Origin of the sequence: Microbulbifer thermotolerans (assembly GCF_900112305.1) — a bacterium.
Lineage (GTDB): Bacteria > Pseudomonadota > Gammaproteobacteria > Pseudomonadales > Cellvibrionaceae > Microbulbifer > Microbulbifer thermotolerans.
Genome location: NZ_FOKT01000005.1, coordinates 60122 through 81899 on the forward strand (window position 1 = coordinate 60122; position 21778 = coordinate 81899).

The 21778-nt window shown below is 60.2% G+C and carries 12 protein-coding genes; 4 read left to right on the forward strand and 8 right to left on the reverse strand.

Features of this window, described 5'->3' with window-relative positions; all coding sequences use genetic code 11:
• Positions 1–43: 43 nt before the first annotated feature.
• Genes BM155_RS09075 through BM155_RS17430 form a run of 4 tightly spaced genes read right to left on the reverse strand, consistent with a single transcriptional unit; the run spans position 44 to position 5332 of the window.
• Complete coding sequence (locus BM155_RS09075; protein WP_074902692.1) at positions 44–1642, reverse strand: GH35 family beta-galactosidase; 1599 nt, start codon at positions 1640–1642, stop codon at positions 44–46.
• Positions 1639–3441: a glycoside hydrolase family 9 protein gene (locus tag BM155_RS09080; RefSeq protein WP_083421135.1), complete on the reverse strand. Its 1803-nt coding sequence runs from the start codon at positions 3439–3441 to the stop codon at positions 1639–1641. Before BM155_RS09080 ends, BM155_RS09075 begins: the two co-directional genes overlap by 4 nt.
• Positions 3419–3979: a hypothetical protein gene (locus BM155_RS17425; protein WP_217641479.1), complete on the reverse strand. Its 561-nt coding sequence runs from the start codon at positions 3977–3979 to the stop codon at positions 3419–3421. Before BM155_RS17425 ends, BM155_RS09080 begins: the two co-directional genes overlap by 23 nt.
• A 21-nt stretch (positions 3980–4000) precedes the next feature.
• On the reverse strand, positions 4001–5332 hold the full coding sequence (locus tag BM155_RS17430) for a beta galactosidase jelly roll domain-containing protein (RefSeq protein WP_217641480.1): 1332 nt from the start codon (positions 5330–5332) through the stop codon (positions 4001–4003).
• 614 nt (positions 5333–5946) lie between these two features.
• On the opposite strand from BM155_RS17430, the gene BM155_RS17285 reads away from it, so the two are divergent.
• On the forward strand, positions 5947–7545 hold the full coding sequence (locus BM155_RS17285; protein WP_074902696.1) for a lytic polysaccharide monooxygenase: 1599 nt from the start codon (positions 5947–5949) through the stop codon (positions 7543–7545).
• Positions 7546–7607: 62 nt separating this feature from the next.
• Here BM155_RS17285 and BM155_RS09095 read toward each other — a convergent pair whose 3' ends face one another.
• The 4 genes from BM155_RS09095 to BM155_RS09110 all read right to left on the reverse strand — a co-directional run bounded on the left by BM155_RS09095 (position 7608) and on the right by BM155_RS09110 (position 15225).
• On the reverse strand, positions 7608–10229 hold the full coding sequence (locus tag BM155_RS09095) for a glycoside hydrolase family 9 protein (RefSeq protein ID WP_074902698.1): 2622 nt from the start codon (positions 10227–10229) through the stop codon (positions 7608–7610).
• A gap of 12 nt (positions 10230–10241) precedes the next feature.
• Positions 10242–11453 carry a D-mannonate dehydratase ManD gene (gene manD / locus BM155_RS09100; protein ID WP_074902700.1) on the reverse strand — a complete coding sequence of 404 codons (1212 nt, stop codon included), beginning with the start codon at positions 11451–11453 and terminating at the stop codon, positions 10242–10244.
• Positions 11454–11543: 90 nt separating this feature from the next.
• Entirely contained in the window at positions 11544–12635 is a 1092-nt protein-coding gene (locus tag BM155_RS09105) for a DUF4380 domain-containing protein (RefSeq protein WP_175487778.1), read from the reverse strand.
• Positions 12636–12867: 232 nt separating this feature from the next.
• Positions 12868–15225: a glycoside hydrolase family 3 N-terminal domain-containing protein gene (locus tag BM155_RS09110; RefSeq protein WP_217641482.1), complete on the reverse strand. Its 2358-nt coding sequence runs from the start codon at positions 15223–15225 to the stop codon at positions 12868–12870.
• A gap of 163 nt (positions 15226–15388) precedes the next feature.
• On the opposite strand from BM155_RS09110, the gene BM155_RS09115 reads away from it, so the two are divergent.
• The 3 genes from BM155_RS09115 to BM155_RS09125 all read left to right on the forward strand — a co-directional run bounded on the left by BM155_RS09115 (position 15389) and on the right by BM155_RS09125 (position 21761).
• Entirely contained in the window at positions 15389–17563 is a 2175-nt protein-coding gene (locus BM155_RS09115; protein WP_074902705.1) for an alpha-glucuronidase family glycosyl hydrolase, read from the forward strand.
• Positions 17564–17766: 203 nt separating this feature from the next.
• A complete protein-coding gene (locus BM155_RS09120; protein WP_082817529.1) occupies positions 17767–20778 on the forward strand; it encodes a TonB-dependent receptor in 3012 nt (1003 codons plus the stop codon).
• Positions 20779–21005: 227 nt separating this feature from the next.
• Entirely contained in the window at positions 21006–21761 is a 756-nt protein-coding gene (locus BM155_RS09125) for a SapC family protein (RefSeq protein WP_254773162.1), read from the forward strand.
• The last annotated feature ends 17 nt before the right edge of the window (positions 21762–21778 follow it).

Here is a 21778-nt window from a genome sequence, read left to right on the forward strand (position 1 = left end):
GGGTCACTTCAAGCTTTGCAGGAAACGGGATAACAGTGCGCGACTAATACCGGTATAACCTCAATTTTTGAATTTGCCACTCGCCGCCGGGAATGCGCAGGTGCCGTCCCTGGTGGCTCTGGTCGCCGTTTAAGCGCCGTCCGGGCGTCCATTTGCCGTCTTGGAATTCTCCCTCTTCCAGTGTGTCTATGCCTGCGCGTTTGCCGTCGGCGGCGAAGGTTAATACCACGCCGGTGCCGGCGACCATAAAATCTTCCAGCCCTGTTTGCACTATCAGAGCGCCCGCTTCGGGCCAGGTTTCCGCCTCTGAACCCGGGGACCAGCCGAGGGTGAATTCGTGTTTGGCGGTAAAATGGTAGTCGCCGAGGGTGAAGGCCATTTGTGGATTTTCCCGGGTGAGCCAGACGCCTTCTTTAATACTGCCTGCGGTGATATGTCCCCCCAGCTGTGCCAGTAAATCATAGCTGCGAGCGAGATTTTCCATTGCCTTTGTTGAGCCAGTTTCAATGGAAAAGGGCGAAAAGCCGAGCGTATTGTAGTGGCCGAAAGCATAGAGGGCCTTGGTTCCGGCGTCAGTGTCGAAGCGGATTTCCGGAATCAGCAGCGGATCACCCTGGCGGGTATAACGGTCGTTCCAGTATTGGAAGTGGGGGTTGTAGAAGTCTGGTGCCATAAGATCGATGTTCGGCGCCGCGGCCTTCCAGATATCCATCAGGTGTGGCAGCGGGCCACCGCTGGGGTATTCACCGGGCGAGGCACCGGGGCGGTTGAGGGCAGCGTTGACGAACATGGGCAACGGGTATTCCGCTTTTCCGGCGGCCGCCACAGCGTTGGTATAGCGGGCGAAATACCAGGCGGTAAAAATCTCCTCGCCGGTGGTGTCGCCGCCGAATAGCTGTGCCCAGCTGCCGCTGTTGCGGAAGCCGTTGCGGCGCCATGCGGCGCGCAGCTCCGGTTCCAGTTGCGCCTTGTGCTCCCGCAGGTAGTCGAGCAGCGGCTCCGGCACTTGCGACGCAAAGGCGGCATCCGCCAGCGGGTGGTGGTCGCGGGGGCTCGGCAGCATGCCGATTTCATTTTCTACTTGCACCATAATGACGGTTTTGTATTTGCCGTCCGCCCGTTTGAGAAAGCGCATTAGCGCAGCGAAAGCGCGGCGGTCCGCGTTTAAATTGTTTTCGCTAAAAGGCGTGAGAATTTCCTGAGGTATGCCTTTTTCGTCCAGTGCGCGGGGGAAGCGCGCTGTGTCGCGTTTTACCCAGGAAGGGGCGTAGGTGGACATGCTGTTTTTCCAACTGCCGAACCACAGCAGCACCAGCCTGAGGTTTTCCCGGCGGGCTCGGTCGAGCAGCGCTTCGATCAGGGAAAAGTCGAAATTTCCCTCTTCCGCTTCCAGTAGTTCCCAGTAAACGGGTACCAGGAGGGTGTTCAGGTGCATGGCTTTTAGTTTCGGCCACACACTTTCCATGTATTCCAGGTGGGAGGCGCTGGAGTTACCCAGTTCGCCACCGAGTATCGGGAAAGCCCGCTTGTCCACCAGCAATTGGGTGCCTCCGGTGTGATTTTGCAATTGTGGTGGGGGTGCTGCTGCGGCGGGCAGGGCGAGAGCGGTGGAGAGCAGGAGCGAGAGAATCCGGTTTTTCATTGTTGTTTTGAAGTTGTCGCGATGAGGCCGTTTACCAGGTAGGCGAGAGGCGCGTTCCAGTTAATGGCTATTTCGTTGCTGGCGTAGCTGCACAAGGTATCCGTGTAGGATTCATCTGCGACATCACTTGGGTAGTCGCAGTTATCCTGTTGGGCGGGATTTGGTCCGCCGACAAGAAACCCCGGCAGTGGCGGCAGCGCTGGTTGGGCCGCGGCCAAGCGGTGGTGTGGGTGTTGTGGGGATTTGCCGCCGAAACCGGTGACATAGGAATAGCCGGTGGCATTTCTTCCCAGCAGGTAATCGAGATTGTCGGCTGCGCTGTGCAGAAAGCCGACATCGCCCGTTAGATGATACGCCTCCAGGAAAAGGATGCCCTGGTTTGCCGCCACTGAGTTACTGCCCCAGACGAAATGGGTTTTACTGGTGACCATGGGGGCCTGATACGCGGTCTGAGCACTCTGGTGGCGCAGTCGTTCGGCTTCTTTGAGAAGGCTGCGTTTTATCTCCGTCAGCCAGGCCAGGTCCAGATGCTTCAGCTCTTGTTCGCGGCGGATCAGGGAATAATGTCCCAGCCACTGTACCTGGGACCAGGAGGGCAGCTGGTAGTCGATGGGGGCATTTTGCAGAGCGTCCCGGTAGGCGGTGTTGCCGGTGCTGATAAAGAGCTCGGCGGCGGCCCACAGCCGCTCGTCTTCGAGGTATTCGTCGCTGTAGGCGCCTGTGTGTATATCCGGGTCGTATTTGCGGTTCAGTGCTTCCTGTCGGTAGGGAATGCCAGGGTTTTGCGCGGCCCAGGTCCAGGCACGCTCGGCGGCGCGCAGGTACTTGTCGGCTTCTTCCGCGGAGAAGGGGGAATACAGACGCGCCGCTTGGGCCATAACGGCGGCGAAATCCAATGTGGCGGCGGTGCTCTTTTGTACCAGATAGCGACGCCCCCCGGCATCCGCTGGCGCTACCGTCATGCCTTCAAATCGGGCCGTGGTGAGCTTGTGGTACACGCCCCCGTCGGCGGGGTCCTGCATGGTGAGCATCCAGCGCAGGTTGTAGCGCGCTTCGTCGAGAATGTCCGGCAGTGGGTTGCCGGATTCGGGAATGCCGAGCTCCAGTCGTGTGAAATAGCGGGGATAACGCTCATAGGCCGACAACAGGGTCGCCGTGGCGATGCCGCTGTTTACTATGTACTTGTTGTAATCGCCAGCGTCGTACCAGCCCCCTGGCGAGGCTACGGTAGCCCCCGCCGGACGTGAGGTCCCCGCGGCCGACGGATGTATTTCCACTTCCCGGTCGGCATGGCCGCCCCTGCGCGCCCAGCGCCCGGCGTATTGTGCGTCCAGGTCGGTGGAGGCGCGTTGGAAGTAGAAAGCCTTGAGACTGGCGCGGGCCAGTTTTCCGTATACATCGCTGTTGACCGCAAAAGGCAGGGAGCTGCCGCGACCGGGGATTTCCAGCCGGTATAAGCCGTTTTTTTTCAGGGTGGAAAAGTTGGCTATCCACACTGGTTTGCCAGACCAGCTTTTGGCTGGGGCGGGAGTGAAGGAGCCCTTGAGTATTGGGTCGCCTCCGCTGTGTTCGCGCAGGAGAAAGTAGCCAGGGTTTTCCTCCGCGAACACCAGGGCAATTTTTCGCTGTTCGGGGGCGTAGCCTAGCTGGTTTAGGCGAAAAAGCGCGGTGCCGCTGGCAAGCTGTTCGGCGCTGGAGGTAGGGCTGAAGAAAGTCAGCAGGCACATTAGGCAGAGAGCGGCGGGAAAAAGGCTATGGGAGCCTTTCCCACCGGTTTTAGTCGGATGTTGTTGCGTCATAGGCCGGATTCTCCAGATGTGCGCGGAAGGGCGCGGCCGGTAAGTCGGCACTGTTGTACAGGTTGGCGCCTGCGGGATTATCCGCCCAGGCGTAGCGCACAGCGGTCGGTGTGGGTACTTGCTCACTCCAGAGGCGTACTGTATCGCCGAGAATTTCCGCCCGGGCCCAGGTGAAGTGGCCGTCTTTGCCGGCGATGGCGAAGTGCCGCAGGGGGCCGCCGTCCGATGGTTTCAGACCGCCGCCAGTGTGGCGGAAGGTGACAATCAGTCTGTCGCCTTCTGCCCGCAGAGAGTGGAACTGCGGCCCGAAATAAATGCCCTCTTTTTCTCCATAGGCGACGCGCCGCGCGGCCAGCGCCAAGCGAAGTCCGACGGTTTTTTTGTCCAGCGGATGTATGTCGTTCCACTCGCCAGCGTCGATGGCAACGGCCATGCCGGTGTCCGGCAGGGCGAGAGCGGCGGCCTGGGCTTCGCGCAGTTCCGCCCAGGCGCTGTCTGCGGGCGTCGATGCGGGTTCGAGAAAATTCGCCAGCTGCACAAACAGGAAGGGCAGGGAATCCTAACCGGCTTGTGCCCGCCAGCCCGAGCGCCAGTCGCGGATTAGCGCTGGGAAGAGCTTTTTGTATTCCTCCGCCCGGCCCACATTGGACTCCCCCTGGTACCAAATGGCGCCTTTGATGCGGTAGTTTTGCAGCGGGTAGAGCATGGCGTTGAAGAGCCCGCCGGGCTTCCAGCGCACAAAGGTCTGAGGCGCCAGCGAGGGCATGCGCGCGCCCCGCCGGAAGTGCCAGGGACCGCGCAGATCAAACCGCTCGCCTGCCACTGTGAGTGCGTAGGGCTTGTCTTTGACGAAACCGCCGCGACCGCTGGTATTGGTGACGCGCACGGTGATAGTGTTTTCCCCCGCGCGCAGCAGGCCCGCCGGCACCGGGTAACGGCGCCGCGGGTAGAGGTAGCTGGTGCTGCCCACCTGTCGGCCATTGATATAGGTTTCGTCCGCGTCCACGATGCGCCCCAGCTCCAGGAGCCCCGCTGTGCCGGCTAAGTGTTCTGGCAGCGCTAGGTTTTTTCGGAACCAGAAAATGCCGTTGTCGCCCTCCTCTGTTGGTTCCGCCCAGTAACCCGGCAGAGAGAGTTGCGCCCATTCCGCGGTGTCCAGTTGCGGCGCAAACCAGGGGACTTCCCCCTCGGCCAATCCCGCATCCTTTTGCGCGGCGATGGCGTACCATTGATCGATGCGGGCGCGGTCCTCCCGCTGGATTTTTTCAATCAGCGTCGGATTTTCAAATTTTCTCTTTTCCGCCAGATGTTGCGGAAACTGCTTGAGAGTTTCTTCGCTCACCCAGGCTTCCGCTGGTGAGCCGCCGAGACTGCTATTGATGATGCCGATGGGGACCTGCAGTTTCCGCTGTATTTCCGCGGCAAAAAAATAGGCTACGGCACTGAAGTCCCGGATATTGTCCTGGCTGGCCGCCAGCCATTGGCCGCTTTCTAAATCCGCCCGAGGCGCGTTGAAATCATATTCTTGCGGTACCCGGAACTGGCGGATGCGACTGTTGTTTACCGCGGCGATTTCTTTTTCAAAGCGGTGGGCGATGCGGCTGATGGGATATTCCATATTGGATTGCCCGGATGCCAGCCATACATCGCCGACGAGAATGTCCGCCAGTTCGATGTGGTTCTCCCCATGGATGGTCATGGTGTGAGGGCCACCGGCGGGCAGTGGTTTGAGCGTGACGGACCAGTGGCCTGTGTCATCGGCCTCGGTGCTGTAGTGCCGACCGTTGAATTCGACTGCCACCGCTTCTCCCGCATCCGCCAGGCCCCAGATTTTCACCGGAGCGTCGCGCTGCAGCACCATTCCGTCGCTGATCAGTTTGGGCAGGCGCACTTCCGCCGCACCCGGCGCGGACAGCAAACCTACTAAGAGCGGAGGCAGGATTCGTTTGATGAATACCCGTAAGCAAGAGGCTTCCGGCCTTTTCCCTGTGGGGGGCGGTGATGTGCCGAATAGAAACGGGCGTATACCCGTGATTGGACGTGTCATCTTTTGTGCCAAATAGGACTCGTTATTGTTGTTCGGTACCGGTATTTGACGCTGCGAGCACCGACAGGACCGGGTTTTCCGGTGTTTGGTGTAAACGTTTACATTACGGGTTTCTCCCGTGCGGATCAATACCGAGGGTCGGAGGAGTATGGAGCGACAGTGCCGTCGCCGCTCACGTTCCCCGGCCCTTCTGCAGTGCGCTTGTTCCGTGTTCGAGGGGCAGCCTTTCATCTGGTGGGCGCCGGAAACAACCAGTTGCGCCAGCTAACCACTTGACTTCTCCGCTCAGCCGCGCCAAGGTCGCGAAACGCTTACTCGAGGCCGGATGGGAGTCTTTCCCACCCAGGGGAGGTTATAAATAACAAGCGATTACAAATACCTGCTCCCGGTGTTTTCCGGTCGCCCACGTCTCGCACCGCAATAATTTCTTCTCAATAAAACAACAGGAGGGAGAAGTTATGCGGTATCAAAAATCACTACTCAGTGCATGGGCACTGGCCCTGTCGGCCGGAGCCTTCGGCCACGGCCTGATGTCCGAACCCGCTTCGCGCAATTGGTTCTGCGGCGCGATCACCAAGCCCGATACGGCGGAACCGGGCAGCGCCTGTGCTCAGGCATTTGCCGATGATTTCAACGGCGGTTATCAGTTTATGAGCGTCTTGACCCATGACGTGGGCCGCAAAGGTGTTACCCCTTTGCCCGCCAATGTCTGCGGTTTCGACAGCGAAACCTGGAATGGCGGCGCGACCCCCTGGGATAAGTCCGTGGACTGGCCCACCAACCGCATCACCCCGGGGCCTTTGACTATCACCTGGGATATTTCCTGGGGGCCGCACTTCGACGACACTGAGGAGTTTGTCTATTACATTACTAAGCCCGATTTTCAGTATGAGGTGGGCAAACCGCTGACCTGGGATGATTTCGAGAGTGAGCCCTTTTGTAACCTGACCGGGTATAACGACAGCAATCCGGGTGCGACCCCGAATATCACCCCGGACAAGGGCAACAGCCTTTTCCACACCCAGTGTGTGGTGCCGGAGCGCAGCGGCCGCCATGTGATCTACGGCGAATGGGGGCGCAATCAATGGACCTACGAGCGCTTCCACGGTTGTATTGATGTGGTGTTCGACGGCGACGGCGGCCCCGCGCCGGTTGTGGCGGAAATCACCGCAACACCCGACAACAGTACTTTTGTGGGTTCTGGGGAGATCCAGCTCAGCGCCGCTGCCTCGCAGGGGGAAAACCTCACTTACACATGGAGTCTGGAAGCCAATGACACGGCGCTCTACAGCCTGAGCAGTACCAGCGCAGTGGAGACGGTACTGAGCCTGGACGAGCCGGAAACCGAAGGGGAGGTGACCGTGCGCCTGCAGGTGAGCGATGGTTCAACCAGCAGCACTGATGCGTTCACCTTCACTCATGTTCCGGCCAGCGGCAGCGCCTGGGCGGATCTGGGGGCGCTGACCGCTGCGGCGCAAACCCTAAATCCGGGTGATCAAGTACGGTTGCGTCTGGTGACCGAGGAGGGATCCGATGTCTACCTGCCCTCTTCTCCCTTCACCGTCGTCAATGGGGCGGCGTCCGTCTGGACCTACGAGTTTGCCCAGGCTGTCAATGGGGAAAACACCGATGTGCGCGTAGGCGTGCTGAATGGCGGTAATATCGCACCGGTGCAGAGCGCCACGGAAAACCGCGTTTACGCCCAGGCACCCGCCGCATACAGCAGTGCTTTCCTGCAGGTGGAAGCGGGCTCCGGCTCCGGCGGCGTCAGCTGCGATTACATCAACCAGGATGTTTGGAACAGCGGCTTTGTTGCCAGTATCGTCCTGACCAATAACGGCTCTGAACCGGTGGAGGGCTGGAGTGTGTCATGGGACTATGCCGGCGATGCTCAGGTGACCAACGGCTGGAATGCGCAGATATCCGGCAGTGGGCCCTACACGGCGACGAATGTGGACTGGAATGCCACCATTCAGCCGGGTGAGTCGGTTGAGTTCGGATTCCAGGGCACGGGCAGCGCGGAGACGCCGGAGGTCAGCGGGGCTATCTGCGACTGAATACGGGGGCGCGGCAAACGCCGCGCCTCGACTTTCCTTCCCGGAGAGAACCTCGAACGGATTCAGAGAGTGCTCTCATCTGCCTGTTGTTCCAGTAGGGACTGCACGGCATTGGCCAGGAACAAATAACTGGCCCCTACCGTAATCACATATTCGTTTTGCCCCCAGAAAAACGGCCAGTTTTCTTTGTTTTCCGGAAAGTCCGGCGGCAACACCAGCACCCCGGGCACCACGCCGCCGGGAATAAAGGAAAAGTCCGCGCGGTTGGAACCGTAGGCCACCAGTTTCGATTCCACGCCAACGGCGGAGACCAGTGACAGGTTCGAGCCGGGATGTTGGCCGAGGATATAGTCGAGACTGCGGAATACCAGGTCCTTTTCCACAATGTGCGGAAAATAGCGGTGCAGCCAGTAGTTGGTATTACCGAAATCGATCACACTGCCGGCGCCGGCCCAGCCGCCGCGGGTAATGGGGACACCGAAAGGGTTTTCCCGCTCGTATTCCCTGATCTGCTCCCGGTAAGCGCGCGTGAGTTGTTGCAGCGTTTCGGCGTATGCCTGGTCCATCAGCGGAAGGGCCTGCGCCAGGGTAATGGCGTTGGTGGCAAACCTGTCATGCAGCTGTGGTAATAACTGACGCACCGCTTGTGCATAGCGTGGGTTTTGTGTGGCCGCCAACAGCTCCACCGCGGCGCCCAGCTGCTCCTCCTCCAGTCTGCCTCCGGTGGTATTGCCATAACGGTATCGGTTGGGTTCGCGGTGGCTTTCGTACTCCCAGACGTTGACGGCGGTCTCCAGGCTCTCTTTCGCCAGGTCGTCGTTGTAGCCGCGCAATGCGCGGCTGGCGGCGGCGAGGGCCGCGGCGGAGCCGTAGTTCAGTGCCGATGTGTTGCTAGTGAAAGCCCAGCGGTCGTCGAATTCACCACTGTGGTTGCCGTCGCTCGATAGCACCCGGCGCTCCGGCGGCGGTGCGGCTGTGGATGGCAGATACATTTTTCCCACCCGCCGCTCACTGGCGAAGGGGTCCAGTGTGGCGCGATAGACGCGGTTGTCGGTTTTGGTAGCGCCGTCGCCCAGGTGCGGGTACTGATACAGGTGTGCGGCGACAATGCCGGGAATGGCGTGCCCGAGGGCGCGGTGCTGGGCGATCAGCGCTAGTGTGCCGTGCTCGATTTGTTGGAGGATGTCCGGTACCCCGTCCGGGCGGTGGATCTGCACCAGGCGTTTCGATTGGCTGACGGTGGTGTTGTCCCTTGTTATGCGGAACGATTCCCAGGCGCGCACTAGATCCCGCACCGTGTGATACTGGGACTGGGTGCGGATATCGTAGTCCCCCGCGTCGTACCAGCCACCGATCGCCAAGCCCGGAATATGTTCGAAGGGTTCAAAACGGCTGTCTGTCTCCGGGCCGTGGGCGTAGAGGTCGAAGTGTTCATAGTTTGGTGGCGCCTGCAGGGCGTCGTCTAAATGCGATCTGCCGTGCCAAATCCGGTAGGCCTCGCGCACTTCCATATGATCCATCTGTACCGGCAGAAAAATATCCAGTGTCGGCTGCCAGGTTTGTCGGTGTACATTGGTATCAATCGGAAAGGGGCCGCTCAGTTGGCCGCCGTACTCAATTCGGTAGAGTCCCGGGCGGGTGACTGCGGAAAAATCGAAAGTGGCGTACTGGTAGCGCAGGTAATTGCCCCACAGATTGACCGGCGCGTTGAAAGCTTCGTTCGTTTCGCCATCGGCCGTCAGGCGCAGCAGGCGGGCGCGCGCTTTGGGCGTGTCGTTGGCGTCCAGTTCGATAACCGCGGTTTTCGGCTGCTGCGGGTGGTAGCCCACTTGCGAATAAGTGATCACCGGTGTGCGCAGCCAGCCGGGTTCCGCCGTTATTTCCAGCTCCCAGTGAATCACCCGGCCTGTGCGTGCGGCGGGAATCAGGCTGCGCACGACAAACCAGCCGTTCTGCGCCTTATTGCGACCATCGAACAGCAGCAGTTGGTTTTCGCCGCTCAATTCGCGCAGGGTGACACGTGTATCCGGGTTTTCCGGCGACAGTACCAGCTCAGTTCCACGCGCCAGAGGCAAAGGCTCCGTGCGGCCATCGCGGTCGAACCGCATGGGACCGCGGGGGTGGCGGGGAAATATTGCGCCGCGGCCATCCATCAGATAGGTCTTGCCAAAATAGGCCGCCGGCAGGAATTCCAGGTTAAAGCCGGCCTTGCCCTCGAGTTTTTCCGGCAGAGGCTTGTCTAGGTGCACGCTGATTTCGACTTTGTCGCCCTGGGCGCGAGTGTCCACGCGGTAAGAGAGATTGTGTTCGGGGTATTCCAGTCTTGTTTCTATGCGATTTGCCTCCGGATCTGCGCGGCGTTCAATCAGCCTGCCCATACCGTCCCACTGCTCCGGGGTATGCAGCAGCCGCAGGTCCCCATTGGTGGCGATGCGCTCGCCGCGCTGGATGATTTCCACACCGCTGGTTTTTGCGTCGTAGAAAAGGCCTCCGGGCGCATTGCTGAAGGCGAGGACGTTGATTCCGGGAGCTTCGAAATATTCGCGTGTATTTAGGTTTAAATCGGCGGCGGCGTGATGCCCGCGCTCTTCGCGCGGAATATTGACGGAGTTATTTCCGGGGTGTTCGCCGCAGGCGGCGAGGCAGGCCGCGAGGAAGATAAGTGCAATATTATTTTTATACATGTTGGAATTCCTCTACCAATCGTGGAGTGTGCCGTCCTCCAGGCGGTTTACCGGCAGATAAGCGCGTTTATAGGGAAACTTTTGCGCAAGTGATTCATCGATATCCACACCCAGCCCCGGCGCGTCACCCGGGTGCAGATAACCGTCGGCAAAGCGGTAGTTGTGGGGGAAGACAGCATCAGTATCGGCGGTGTGACGCATATATTCCTGGATACCGAAATTGGGGATCGCAAGGCCCAGATGCAGCGCCGCGGCCATGGTAATCGGGGAAAGGTCGGTGGCGCCGTGGCAGCCGGTGCGCACCTTGTACAGCTCCGCCAGGGCCGCGATGCGCCGGAGGTGGGTGATGCCGCCAGCATGCAGCACAGCCGCGCGAATATAGTCGATCAGCTGTTCTTCGATCAGCTGCTTGCAGTCCCAGATGGTATTGAACACCTCGCCCACCGCCAGCGGCGTTGTACTGTGGCCGCGTATCAGGCGAAAGTTGGTCTGGTTTTCCGCTGTCACTGCATCCTCTAGCCAGAACAGGCGGTAGGGCTCCAGGTCCTTGGCGAGGCGCGCGGCCTCTATGGGGGTGAGGCGGTGGTGGACGTCGTGCAGAAGGTGGATATCCCAGCCCAGCTGTTTTCGCGCGGCGGCGAAGAGTTCCGGCGTGCTGCGCAAGTAGCTTTCCGTGGACCATCGATTTTCCGTAGGCAGGTCCGCGTCCGCGGGCTCGTAGAAGTCCTTGTCCTTGGAGACGCCATAGGTGGACTTGAGGCCGGGTACACCGGACTGTAGGCGCACGGCGCGGTAGCCGAGGTCCATATAACGCCGGGCTTCCCGCAGAGTTTCTTCAATGGTGTCACCGTTGGCGTGGCCGTAGACCATACAGCCCCGGCGGCTGGCGCCACCGAGCAACTGGTAGAGGGGCAGGCCGGCGACCTTCGCTTTTATGTCCCAGAGCGCCACATCCACCGCGGCAATGGCGGCCATGGTGACCGGGCCCCGGCGCCAGTACGCGCCGCGGTAGAGAAACTGCCAGGTGTCCTCAATGCGGTGAGCGTCGCGGCCGATCAGGCAGGGGATCACATGGTCTTCCAGGTAGCTGGTCACCGCCAGCTCGCGCCCGTTCAGCGTGGCGTCGCCGACGCCGTGGACGCCGCTATCCGTCTCAATTTTCAAGGTGACGAAGTTGCGCCCGGGACAGGTGACGATCACACGGGCATTGGTAATTTTCGGCATGAATCAATCGCCTGTAGCTTTATGGAGCCGGTGACAGCCGGTTGTTGAAACGGGCCTCCTCGGCGGCCCGTCCAACAACCGGAGAGAGACTTATTGTGGCGAACTGCCCCCCTGGAGTCCGAGCTCCCGCAGTGCCCGCAGGTGAGCTTCGACAGTGTTTTTTCCTGTATAGGTCAGCGCACGCCATGTCTCCGTTGCCGACATGGATTCCCCTGGTGCCAGTTCGCGATAGGGTGCGTGCACTTCCAGTTCCAGCACACCGGCGTCGGGGTTCTGCGGATCCTGTTCCAGATACAGTTCCACCTGGCCCTGATCCGGGTGGATTGACTCGCGTGCCTGCCGCGGAAATTCAATCACGAACAGCTGTCCTTGGGTGAAGGCTGCGATCCAGCCAGCGGAGGGTTCGATAAAAGCTTTTGCCTTGATGTTTTCGCCACGGGCGAAACCGAACAGCCCTAGCCGCTGTTTTTCCGCATCCGCTTTTACCTCAGTTGTCATTTCCGGGAATTTTTCCAGGCGCAGGTCGCGGGAAAAGTCCGCTATCGGAACGTAGACACGGGTTTCCGGCGATACGCGGGTGTTGAACCAGATATCCCATTTGACCGGTGTCTCGCGCCGGTTGACGGCGGTAACACGATGCAGCAGGACGTCGTCTTTGAGCGTGAACTCTTTGGTGAGTTGCAGGCCGGTGACAGGACTTACCGGAGAGACAATTGTCGCCGACTTGTCAGAGACTGCCGTCAACTCGTAATCGTTTAGCACAGTGAAGGGGTCCGGTGGCCAAACGGCGCCGGCCGCGCGGCGCTGCGGGTTTACCTCCTGTTGCTTCCACCAGTCGGCCTGGGGACCGGGCCAGATAATATGGCCCTGATAGGGGATAAAGCCCGCCTGCGGGGATATGTCCGGGTTCGGCTGTTCCTGGACCGCGGTACCGACTTTGAGCAGGTTTTTCTCTCCCGCCGCAGAAAATGCCAGGCCGCGGCCGCCGATCTGCGGTGTAAAGCTGTAGCTCAGTTTACTGTTTTGCAGTTTGTAAATTTCCGGCTGGGCATCGCTGTGTCCGTAGGCCTGACCCACAAGTAGCGCCGCCAATAGGGCGGTCAGTCCGCGGTTGCGGATGATGCCGGCGCAATTGCGCCGCCAGGGCAGGTTCAAGCGGTCATGCTTTATTGATCTTTTCATACTGTTCAATCCGCGAAGGTATTCAGAGTTTGCCGCTGCCGTTGTCATCGCCGGCAGCGGTACCATCTTCACATTGCCCTGATGGGTTGGCCACTGCGCCTCGAAATTTCACGACTAAACAAGCGCCACATACCGCTGAGCGCCGGCGATCCCACTACAGCGCGCAGACGCGCGTTGCAGATGCCCGGTCGGGTTCGGAAAAAGAACAGCGCCGGGCCTTTTCCGCGGGCGGTTAGCTTTCGACGGTCAGAGTCACGGTTTGCAGGTCAACGGAATTGGGGCCGGCCATAATGTCGAACTCGCCGGGTTCCAACACCCTTTGCATGGCGCTGTTCCACAGGGACAGGTCTTCCGAATCCAGGGTGAATTCCACTACTTGTGTTTCGCCCGGTTGTAGGGAAAGGCGCCTGAATCCACGCAATTCCTTCACTGGACGGGTCACCGAGGAAACCTTGTCGCGGATATAGAGCTGCACGACTTCATCGCCGGCGCGCTCTCCGATATTGCGTACTTCAACGGAGACGCGAACTTCCCCCCCCGCCGCGATAGTGGGTGCGGAAAGCTGTGGTGCGCCAATCTCAAAGTCGGTGTAGCTGAGCCCGAAACCGAAGGGAAATAGCGGGGTCTCATCGTCGAATAGGTAACCGCGCCGCGCGCTGGGTTTGTGGTTGTAGTAAAGGGGCAGCTGGCCCGCGTTGCGTGCGAAGGTCAGCGGCAGCTTGCCGCCGGGATTGATATCGCCGAACAGGGCTTCGGCCAGCGCGGTGCCCCCCTCCTGACCCGGATACCAAGCTTCGATCAATCCGCTGGCACCTGCCGCGATGGCTTCCAGTGCCGGCGGGCGACCGTTGATTAACACCACGATCACCGGCTTGCCAAGGGCGAAAAGCGCTTGAGCCAGTTCTTCCTGCTCACCCACCAGGCGCAGGCTGGATCTGTCTCCCAGGTGGTTTTCCGCCCAGGCCTCGCGGCTGGTCTGCTCTGTGTCGCCGAGGGCGAGCACTATGGCATCGGCGCCTTGCGCCACTTTGACCGCGTCTTTAATGCGCCGCAGATTTTCCGCGCGGTCGGCGAGCTGGACCTCATCCGCCCACCAGTCGTCGTTTTCCGTGATGCGCACGCCCTCGGCGTAGCGCACTTCCCCGTTGAAGCGGGCGCGAATGCCGTCGAGCAGACTGACCTTGTGACGCGGTAGGCCGGAATAGCCGCCCAGGCGTGCCACGGCGGCATTGGGGCCTATGACCGCGAGGGTGCCAATCGCCTTTTCATCCAGGGGCAGGGTGCCGTCGTTCTTCAGTAGTACCAGGGATTTGCGCGCGGCCTCGAGTGCCAGTTCGCGCGCCGCTGGATCGTCGATCAGTGCCTCGGCGGTGTCCGCGTCGGCGTAGGGGTTTTCGAACAGGCCGGCGTTGAACTTCAGGCGTAGCATCCGCCGCACGGCGTTGTCCAGCCGCGCCTCGGGAAGGTGGCCCGCGCGCACCGCGTCGGCCAGGGTGGGATAGGCGCGGGGGTCCGGCAGTTCTGTGTCGACACCCGCGTCGAGGGCGGCGAGGGCGGCGGACTCCAGGTCCGGCATCAGCTGGTGCAGGTCAACCAGCTGAGTCACCGCTTCGTAGTCGCTGACCACGGCGCCCTCAAAACCCCACTCTTTCCGCAGCACGTCGTTCAGCATCCACTTGTTGACGTGGCTGGGCACACCGTCGATTTCGTTGTAGGAAGCCATCAGTGCACCGAGCTGGGTGCGTTTCACGACCTGCTCGAAAGGCGGGAAGAAATACTCGCGCAGTGTGCGCTCACCAAAAGGGGCGATACCGACATTGATGCCGCTTTCCGGCTGACCGTGGCCGGTCATATGTTTGAGTGTGGCGAACACCTGTTCCGGACCCAGCGGCAGACTTTTCCCTTGCAGGCCTTCCACTGCGGCCACGCCCATCTCGCCGACCAGGTACGGGTCCTCGCCGAAGGTCTCCTCGATGCGCCCCCAGCGCGGATCGCGGGCGATATCCACCACCGGCGACAGTACCAGCGGCACGCCGCGGGCGCGCACCTCACGGGCGATCACCTTGTTCACTCTGCGCACCAGGTCGGTGTCCCAGCTGCTGGCCAGCGCGATGGCCTGGGGAAAGCTGGTGGCGTCCCGGGTGGCGAAGCCGTGCAGAGCCTCGGCGTGGAAAAGCACCGGAATCCCCAGGCGGGTCTCTTCCGTCGCGTATTTCTGAACTGCGTTGATAAATGACACTGTGTTGCGCGGGCTGCGCCAGCGGGGGGCTCCGGGAGGCGCGCCGCGGTAGTCGGACGGACGGGCGATCTGGCCGAAACCGTGGGGGTAGCGGTCGCGGGCTTTGGCGGGGTCGAAGTTGAGATCCTGGTCGACGATGTGCGCCTTGTCCTCCCACAGGGTGGTGAGCTGGGCCACCTTTTCTTCCAGTGTCATGCGCGCAAGCAGATCCTCCACTCGCGCCTCCACTGGCGCACCCGGGTCACGGTAGCGCGGCGCGGCGGGTTCGCCGCCGCAGGAAATCAAAATGGCCAGACATGTGCCGGCACCGAGCGCGCTCTGCAGCCGGGATCCTATGCTCAGGAATCTCACTCTCCCACCTCCTGTCATTATTGTTGTTTTCCAATTTATGATAGCGCTACCATAATAATTCAGCGCGGCTTTTTGTCAAAGCCCGTGCCGGGACCGCGCGACTGGTTCGGAGCGCCCGGTTTATGCCGTGGCTGAACAAATAACAATAACGAGGGGGGCAGCGATGCAACCTTTGGCTCTGCTGGCGTGCCGCACGGCACTGCTGTTGGCTCTGGTGATTCCACAATGTTTGCGCGCCGAGGACGGCTACGAACTCTGGTTGCGCTACCGGCTGCTGGAAGCGGAATGGCGCTCCACCTATCGCGAGGCGGTGCGCAGCCTGGTGGTGCCGCAATCGGGCTCGCCGACATTGCGCGCGGCGCGCGGGGAACTTCTGCGGGGGTTGGAGGGCTTGCTCGGCGCGGTGCCGGCGAGCGCGCGCGAAGCCGGAGAAGGGGCATTGCTGCTGGGGACGCCGGAAACCTCGGCACGGATTGCGGACCTTAAATTGCCGCTGAAACCCCTGGGAGAGGAGGGCTACCTGATCCGCCGCGTCGACACTGATCGCGGGGCGGCTATCGTGATCGCCGCCAATAGCGATATCGGTGTGCTCTACGGGACATTTCACTTCCTGCGTCTGCTGCAAACCCGCACCGCCCTTGCGAATCTGGATATTGTCAGTCGTCCACGGATACAGCTGCGCCTGTTGAATCATTGGGACAATCTGGACAGAAGCGTCGAGCGCGGCTACGCCGGCCAGTCCCTGTGGGACTGGTGGCGACTGCCGGACTACCTGGATCCGCGCTATACCGACTACGCTCGCGCCAACGCCTCCATCGGTATCAACGGCACAGTGCTGAACAATGTCAATGCCAGCGCCGACAGTCTGACCTCCCGCTATATCGCCAAGGCCGCCGCCCTGGCGGACGTATTTCGCCCCTACGGCATCCGCGTCTACCTCTCCGCCCGATTCAGTGCCCCGGTGGAAATCGGCGGTCTTGACACCGCCGATCCGCTGGAACCGGCGGTACGCGCCTGGTGGAAAGCCAAGGCAGCGGAAATCCATGCGGCCATTCCCGATTTCGGCGGTTTCCTGGTCAAGGCCAACTCCGAGGGACAGCCGGGGCCCCAGGACTACGGCCGCAGTCACGCCGATGGAGCCAATATGTTGGCCGAGGCACTGCGCCCCTACGGCGGGGCGGTGATGTGGCGGGCCTTCGTCTATTCGGACACCAATCCCGAGGACAGGGCTAAGCAGGCTTATAGCGAATTCAAGCCCCTGGATGGCCGCTTTGCGGACAATGTGATTCTGCAGGTAAAAAACGGCCCCATCGACTTCCAGCCCCGCGAACCTTTTCATCCACTGTTCGGCGCCATGCCGGCTACCAACTTGATGCTGGAATTACAGATCACCAAGGAATATCTGGGGTTCGACACTCACCTGGTGTATCTGGGGACACTGTTCGAAGAGGTGCTGGATGCGGATACCTGTGCCGGGTCCTCCGGGCGTTGTGGGGAGGGTGCGGTGGTTGCCAGCGTGATAGACGGCAGTTTGCACGGCTACCGGCGGACCGGCATCGCCGGCGTGGCCAATATCGGCACTGATCGGGACTGGAGCGGCTCCATTTTCAATCAGGCCAACTGGTACGCCTTCGGGCGCCTGGCCTGGAACCCGGATCTTTCCGCACGCAGTATCGCCGAAGAGTGGCTGCGGATGACATTCACCGCCAACAAGCGCTTCGTTGCTCCCGCTGCGGGCATGATGCTGCGCTCGCGCCAGGCGGCAGTGGACTATATGACACCCCTGGGGCTGGCACACCTGATGGGCACGGATCACCACTACGGCCCGGCACCTTGGGTGGATCATCTGGCCCGCCCGGAATGGAACCCCGTCTACTATCACCGCGCCGATCGCGAGGGTATTGGTTTCGATCGCACAGCAGAGGGCACTGGCGCGGTGTCGCAGTATGCACCGCCTCTGGCGCGGCGCTTCGGTAACCGCAACGCTGTGCCCGAAGACTATCTGCTTTGGTTCCACCACCTGCCGTGGGATTACCCCATGGCCTCCGGCCGCGACCTCTGGGCAGAACTGGTGCACCGCTACGACCGCGGCGTGGCCGAGGTGCGGGCCATGGCGGAGACCTGGGCGGGCCTGGAATCCTTTGTGGATGCGGAGCGCTTTTACAAAACGGCGCGCTTCCTGGAAATCCAGAAGCGCGAGGCGCGCTGGTGGCGGGACGCCAGTATCGCCTATTTCCGTGCGGTTTCCGGGCGCCCGCTGCCCGCTGGCGCACGCGAACCTGCCCGCCCTCTGGAGGCGTACCGCGCACTTCAATTCCCTCGGGGCGCGGGCAATTGAGCGCTAACACACAGAATTAGACGGCTGTACCTGTTGCAGGAAAGTGCTTGACATATACCGGTTATCTACTTAAACCTATTTATGGTAGCGGTATCATAAAGTTATAAAAAGTCACAATAATCAATAACCAAAGCCGCTGAGCACTCTCGGAGGTGCGCTGTCGAATGTTGCTTCGGCGGGTCAGTCCGATGAGGGGAGACCTTATGTATAAAAAGAAAAAACTATCCGAAGCCATTATGGTGATGGCGGCAGTGGCCTGTAGTCAGCCACTGGTGGCGCAGGAATCGCCGGGTGTGCTGGAAGAAGTAACGGTCACCGGTATCCGCGCATCTCTGCAGCGCTCGATGGATATCAAGCGCGACGCCTCGGGTGTTGTCGACGCCATATCTTCCGAAGACATCGGTAAGTTTCCCGATACCAATCTGGCCGAATCTCTGCAGCGGATTACCGGGGTTTCCATCAACCGGGTGAACGGTGAGGGCTCCGAGATCACCGTGCGCGGTTTCACAGGCAGTTACAACATGGTGACCCTCAACGGCCGCACTCTGCCCGGCGGCATCGCATACGGCGGTGGAAGCGGGGCCGGTGGCACGCGCGGTGGTGGCACCCGCGCCTTTGACTTTGCCAATCTCGCCTCCGAGAGCGTCAGTAGTGTACAGGTCTACAAGACCAGCCGGTCCGCCATTACCAGCGGTGGGATTGGCGCCACGGTGAATATCGATACCGCCAAGCCGCTGGACAACCCCGGCATGCAAATGAGTATTGGCGGCAAGGTGGTCAATGACACCACCAACTTGGTGGGTGATGACTTCACGCCCGAGGTCTCCGGTATTTTCAGTTGGACGGACAGCAGCGAGCGGTTCGGTGTGGCTTTGAGCGGCAGCTTCCAGGAGCGCGATTCCGGCGCCGCTAACGCGGCCGTCAACGACTGGAATATCGGCACCTGGGGCGAGGATGAACTCTATTCCTTCACCGGTGACGCGGTGATCGAGAATGCGCCCGACGAGGGCCAGCTGTACGCGCGGCCCAACGATTTGCGCTACGCCTGGTCGGACCGCCACCGCGAACGCACCAACGGACAGCTGACATTACAGTTTCGCCCGATGGACTCCCTGACGCTGACCGGCGACTACACCTATGCCGAGAACTACCTGCAGGAGCACCGCAGCGAGCAGACCTTCTGGTTCGCGAATGGTGACAGTGTCGACCATGTTGTGTTCGATGATTCCGCGGTAGCCACGCCGGTGATTTACTCCGAGGTGTTAAGTGGCAAGGACGCGGGCTTTGAGCAGCAGTGGCGCGAGCAGACTAACACTCTGGAGTCTATTGGCTTCAATGCGGACTGGAATGTCAACGAGACACTGAGCCTGCGCTTCGATATGCACGACTCCAGTATGGAGAGCCTGCCCAGCGGTCCCGGTAATAGTGGTGAGATTGCCATGTCTATTGCCGCGCCGATACTGACTTCCCAGGTGGTGAATTTCGGCAGCGACCTGCCCGTTGCCGATGTGACCTTCGACGACTCAAGCCGCGGCAATAACAATGGCGTCTTCGATGCGGGCGATTTCGGCACTCAGGTGGGCCGCGTATGGTACGCGGGACAGACCACCGATATAACGCAAGTCAAACTGGACGGTTCGCTGGAATTTGACGACGGCCGCTTTGACTTTGGCGTGGAGTCCATGGCGGTGGATATGCGCCAGCAGAGCTCCAGTCGCTACATGGGGCTGGGGGACTGGGGGATCGCCAACCCGGGCGAGATACCCGAGGGGCTCTGGGATGCATTCAGTCTCACCGGCCGATATGACGACTACAATATGTCCGGAGCCCTCTCCACCGGTTTCCGCGGCGATCCCGTGGCGCTTTGCAACTGGTCCATGAGCATCTACGCCACGGCGGAAAACGACTATCAATGTGCCTACGATCCGGCCTTCACCACCAACAACCGGGTGGAGGAAGATACCACCGCAGTCTATTTCCAGGTGTCGATGGATGGTCAGCTGGCCGGTCTGCCGACCAACTTGCTCGCCGGCGTGCGTTACGAGACCACCGATGTGAAGTCCTCCTCTCTGCAACAGATACCACTGTATCTGCTGTGGCAGGACAACAACGATTTTATGACTGTATACGCGGATGGCGACGCCGAGCTGATTAGCGCCGATGCCAGCTACGATCACCTGCTCCCCAGTCTGGACTTTTCTATTGATCTGCGCGACGACCTGAAAGGCCGTTTCTCCTACAGCAAAACTATCGCCCGCGCAGGCTACAGCAATCTCTCACCGTCGGTGGGCAGCTTCGGTACCGTGGGTTCCACCTATAACGGCACCACACCGACCGCCGTTTCCTCCAATCCCGCGCTCTTGCCTTTGGAATCCGACAATCTGGATCTTTCCCTGGAGTGGTACTACAGCGACTCCAGTTATGTTTCCGCCGGATTCTTCGAAAAGCGGGTGGATAACTTTATCGGCACCGCGCAGGTGGAAGAGAACCACTTCGGTATGCGTGACGTCACTAACGGTCCGCGTGTCGAAGCTGCGGCGCAGGCGCTGATGGATCGCGGCTTCGCCGTCAATGACACTTCGCTGTTTGTGATGATGGCGGTGATGGAAAACCCGGACGCCTTCCCCAACGGCGCGGATGACTACACTGACGATGCCCAGTTTGCCGTCGATGTGGCCACCGCCTACGATCTGGCGCCCAACGATGACGATCCGCTGATGATCTTCCGCACCTCTAAGCCAGACAACAACAAGGAGGCGAAGATCTACGGATTCGAGTTTGCCGCTCAGCACTTCTTTGGCGACACGGGCTTCGGCTTACAGGCTAACTATACGGTGGTGCGCGGAGACGTGGGCTTTGACGTGTTGTCTGACCCCGGCGTGTCCCAGTTTGCGTTGCCGGGGCTGTCCGATACCGCCAACTTGGTGGCCATCTACGAAAACTACGGTTTCCAGGCACGCCTCGCCTACAACTGGCGCGACTCATACCTGAACGAAGTCAACAAGGGAAATTCCCGCAACCCCATATTCGTTGAGGCATACAGCCAAGTGGATCTCAACGTGAGCTATGAGGTTAACGAAAATCTGGATGTTTTCTTCGAGGGCCTCAATCTGACGGAGGAAAATGTCCGTTATTACGGTCGTTCCGATGGCCAGCTGTGGTACCTCGAAGATCTGGGCGCGCGTTATCAGTTGGGTGCCCGCTATACCTTCTAAGGTTTTGGGGGGACGCCGTTCCGGCTCTGCCGGAGCGGCGGATTTTTCTGCGTCATGTGTTTCCTTGCGTTTGTATCGTCACTGTGAGGTAGCTTTATTGTTGTTGTTGAGCCGCTGTTTGCAGCGGCCATTTTTTTGATGGCCCTATTGCCTGAGCGCCCCGGAAGCTACCATAGTGTTCACGCGAATTAATCAGAGGTTCCTTGGGAACCTTCAGGATAACTGCGGTGAAGGAATTGAGCGATCCCGTTCTGTTGGACAATGTTACGCACAAAAACCTGCGGGTGATTACTCGCAGCGGCAAAGCGTTCGGAGATAGCGTCAACCTGGTACCGGTCTTTCCCCCGGAGTTTGGTGATGTGCAGCGGGAGTATCCGATACTGCTGCGCAAAGAGAAAGAAGGCGGCTATCAGGCGCTGGCACTGTTGGGTTTTGATGCCGGGGAAAATCTGTTTCTCGAAGGAGACCGCTGGCAGGCGAGTTATATTCCCGGTGTGATCGCCCGTGGGCCCTTTATGATCGGATTTCAGCAATGGGAGCGGGATGGAGAGCTGCTGCGTGAACCGGTGATTCACGTAGATATGAACAGCCCGCGTATTCGCGACGGCGGTGAAGAGGGCGAGCCAGTTTTTCTGCCCTACGGCGGCAATAGCCCTTACCTGGAGCGAATTGCCGCGATTCTGCGCGCTATTCACCAGGGCGTCACAGTGAGTAAAACCATGTACGCAGCCCTCGAGTCCCTGGGTTTGATAGAGCCGGTGAATATTCAGATAGAAATACACCGGGACCAACACTACGATTTGCAGGGTTACTTTACCATTGCCGATGAGAAACTCGCGGAACTGCGCGGGGATGCATTGGAAGAACTCAACCGCGCGGGCTTTCTGGAGGGCGCCTTTTTACTGCGGGCCTCTCTGAACAATGTCAAAAAACTGATTGAGATGAAACGGCGGAAAATCATTGGCCGGACAAGCGGTGGCTGACCCGGCGACAGATACTG

Bases quoted from the DNA above. Each gene is read 5' to 3' on its own strand.
- BM155_RS09075 (WP_074902692.1), bottom strand. From the start codon at position 1,642: ATGAAAAACCGGATTCTCTCGCTCCTGCTCTCCACCGCTCTCGCCCTG.
- BM155_RS09080 (WP_083421135.1), bottom strand. From the start codon at position 3,441: ATGACGCAACAACATCCGACTAAAACCGGTGGGAAAGGCTCCCATAGC.
- BM155_RS17285 (WP_074902696.1), top strand. From the start codon at position 5,947: ATGCGGTATCAAAAATCACTACTCAGTGCATGGGCACTGGCCCTGTCG.
- BM155_RS09095 (WP_074902698.1), bottom strand. From the start codon at position 10,229: ATGTATAAAAATAATATTGCACTTATCTTCCTCGCGGCCTGCCTCGCC.
- manD (WP_074902700.1), bottom strand. From the start codon at position 11,453: ATGCCGAAAATTACCAATGCCCGTGTGATCGTCACCTGTCCCGGGCGC.
- BM155_RS09105 (WP_175487778.1), bottom strand. From the start codon at position 12,635: ATGAAAAGATCAATAAAGCATGACCGCTTGAACCTGCCCTGGCGGCGC.
- BM155_RS09115 (WP_074902705.1), top strand. From the start codon at position 15,389: ATGCAACCTTTGGCTCTGCTGGCGTGCCGCACGGCACTGCTGTTGGCT.
- BM155_RS09120 (WP_082817529.1), top strand. From the start codon at position 17,767: ATGTATAAAAAGAAAAAACTATCCGAAGCCATTATGGTGATGGCGGCA.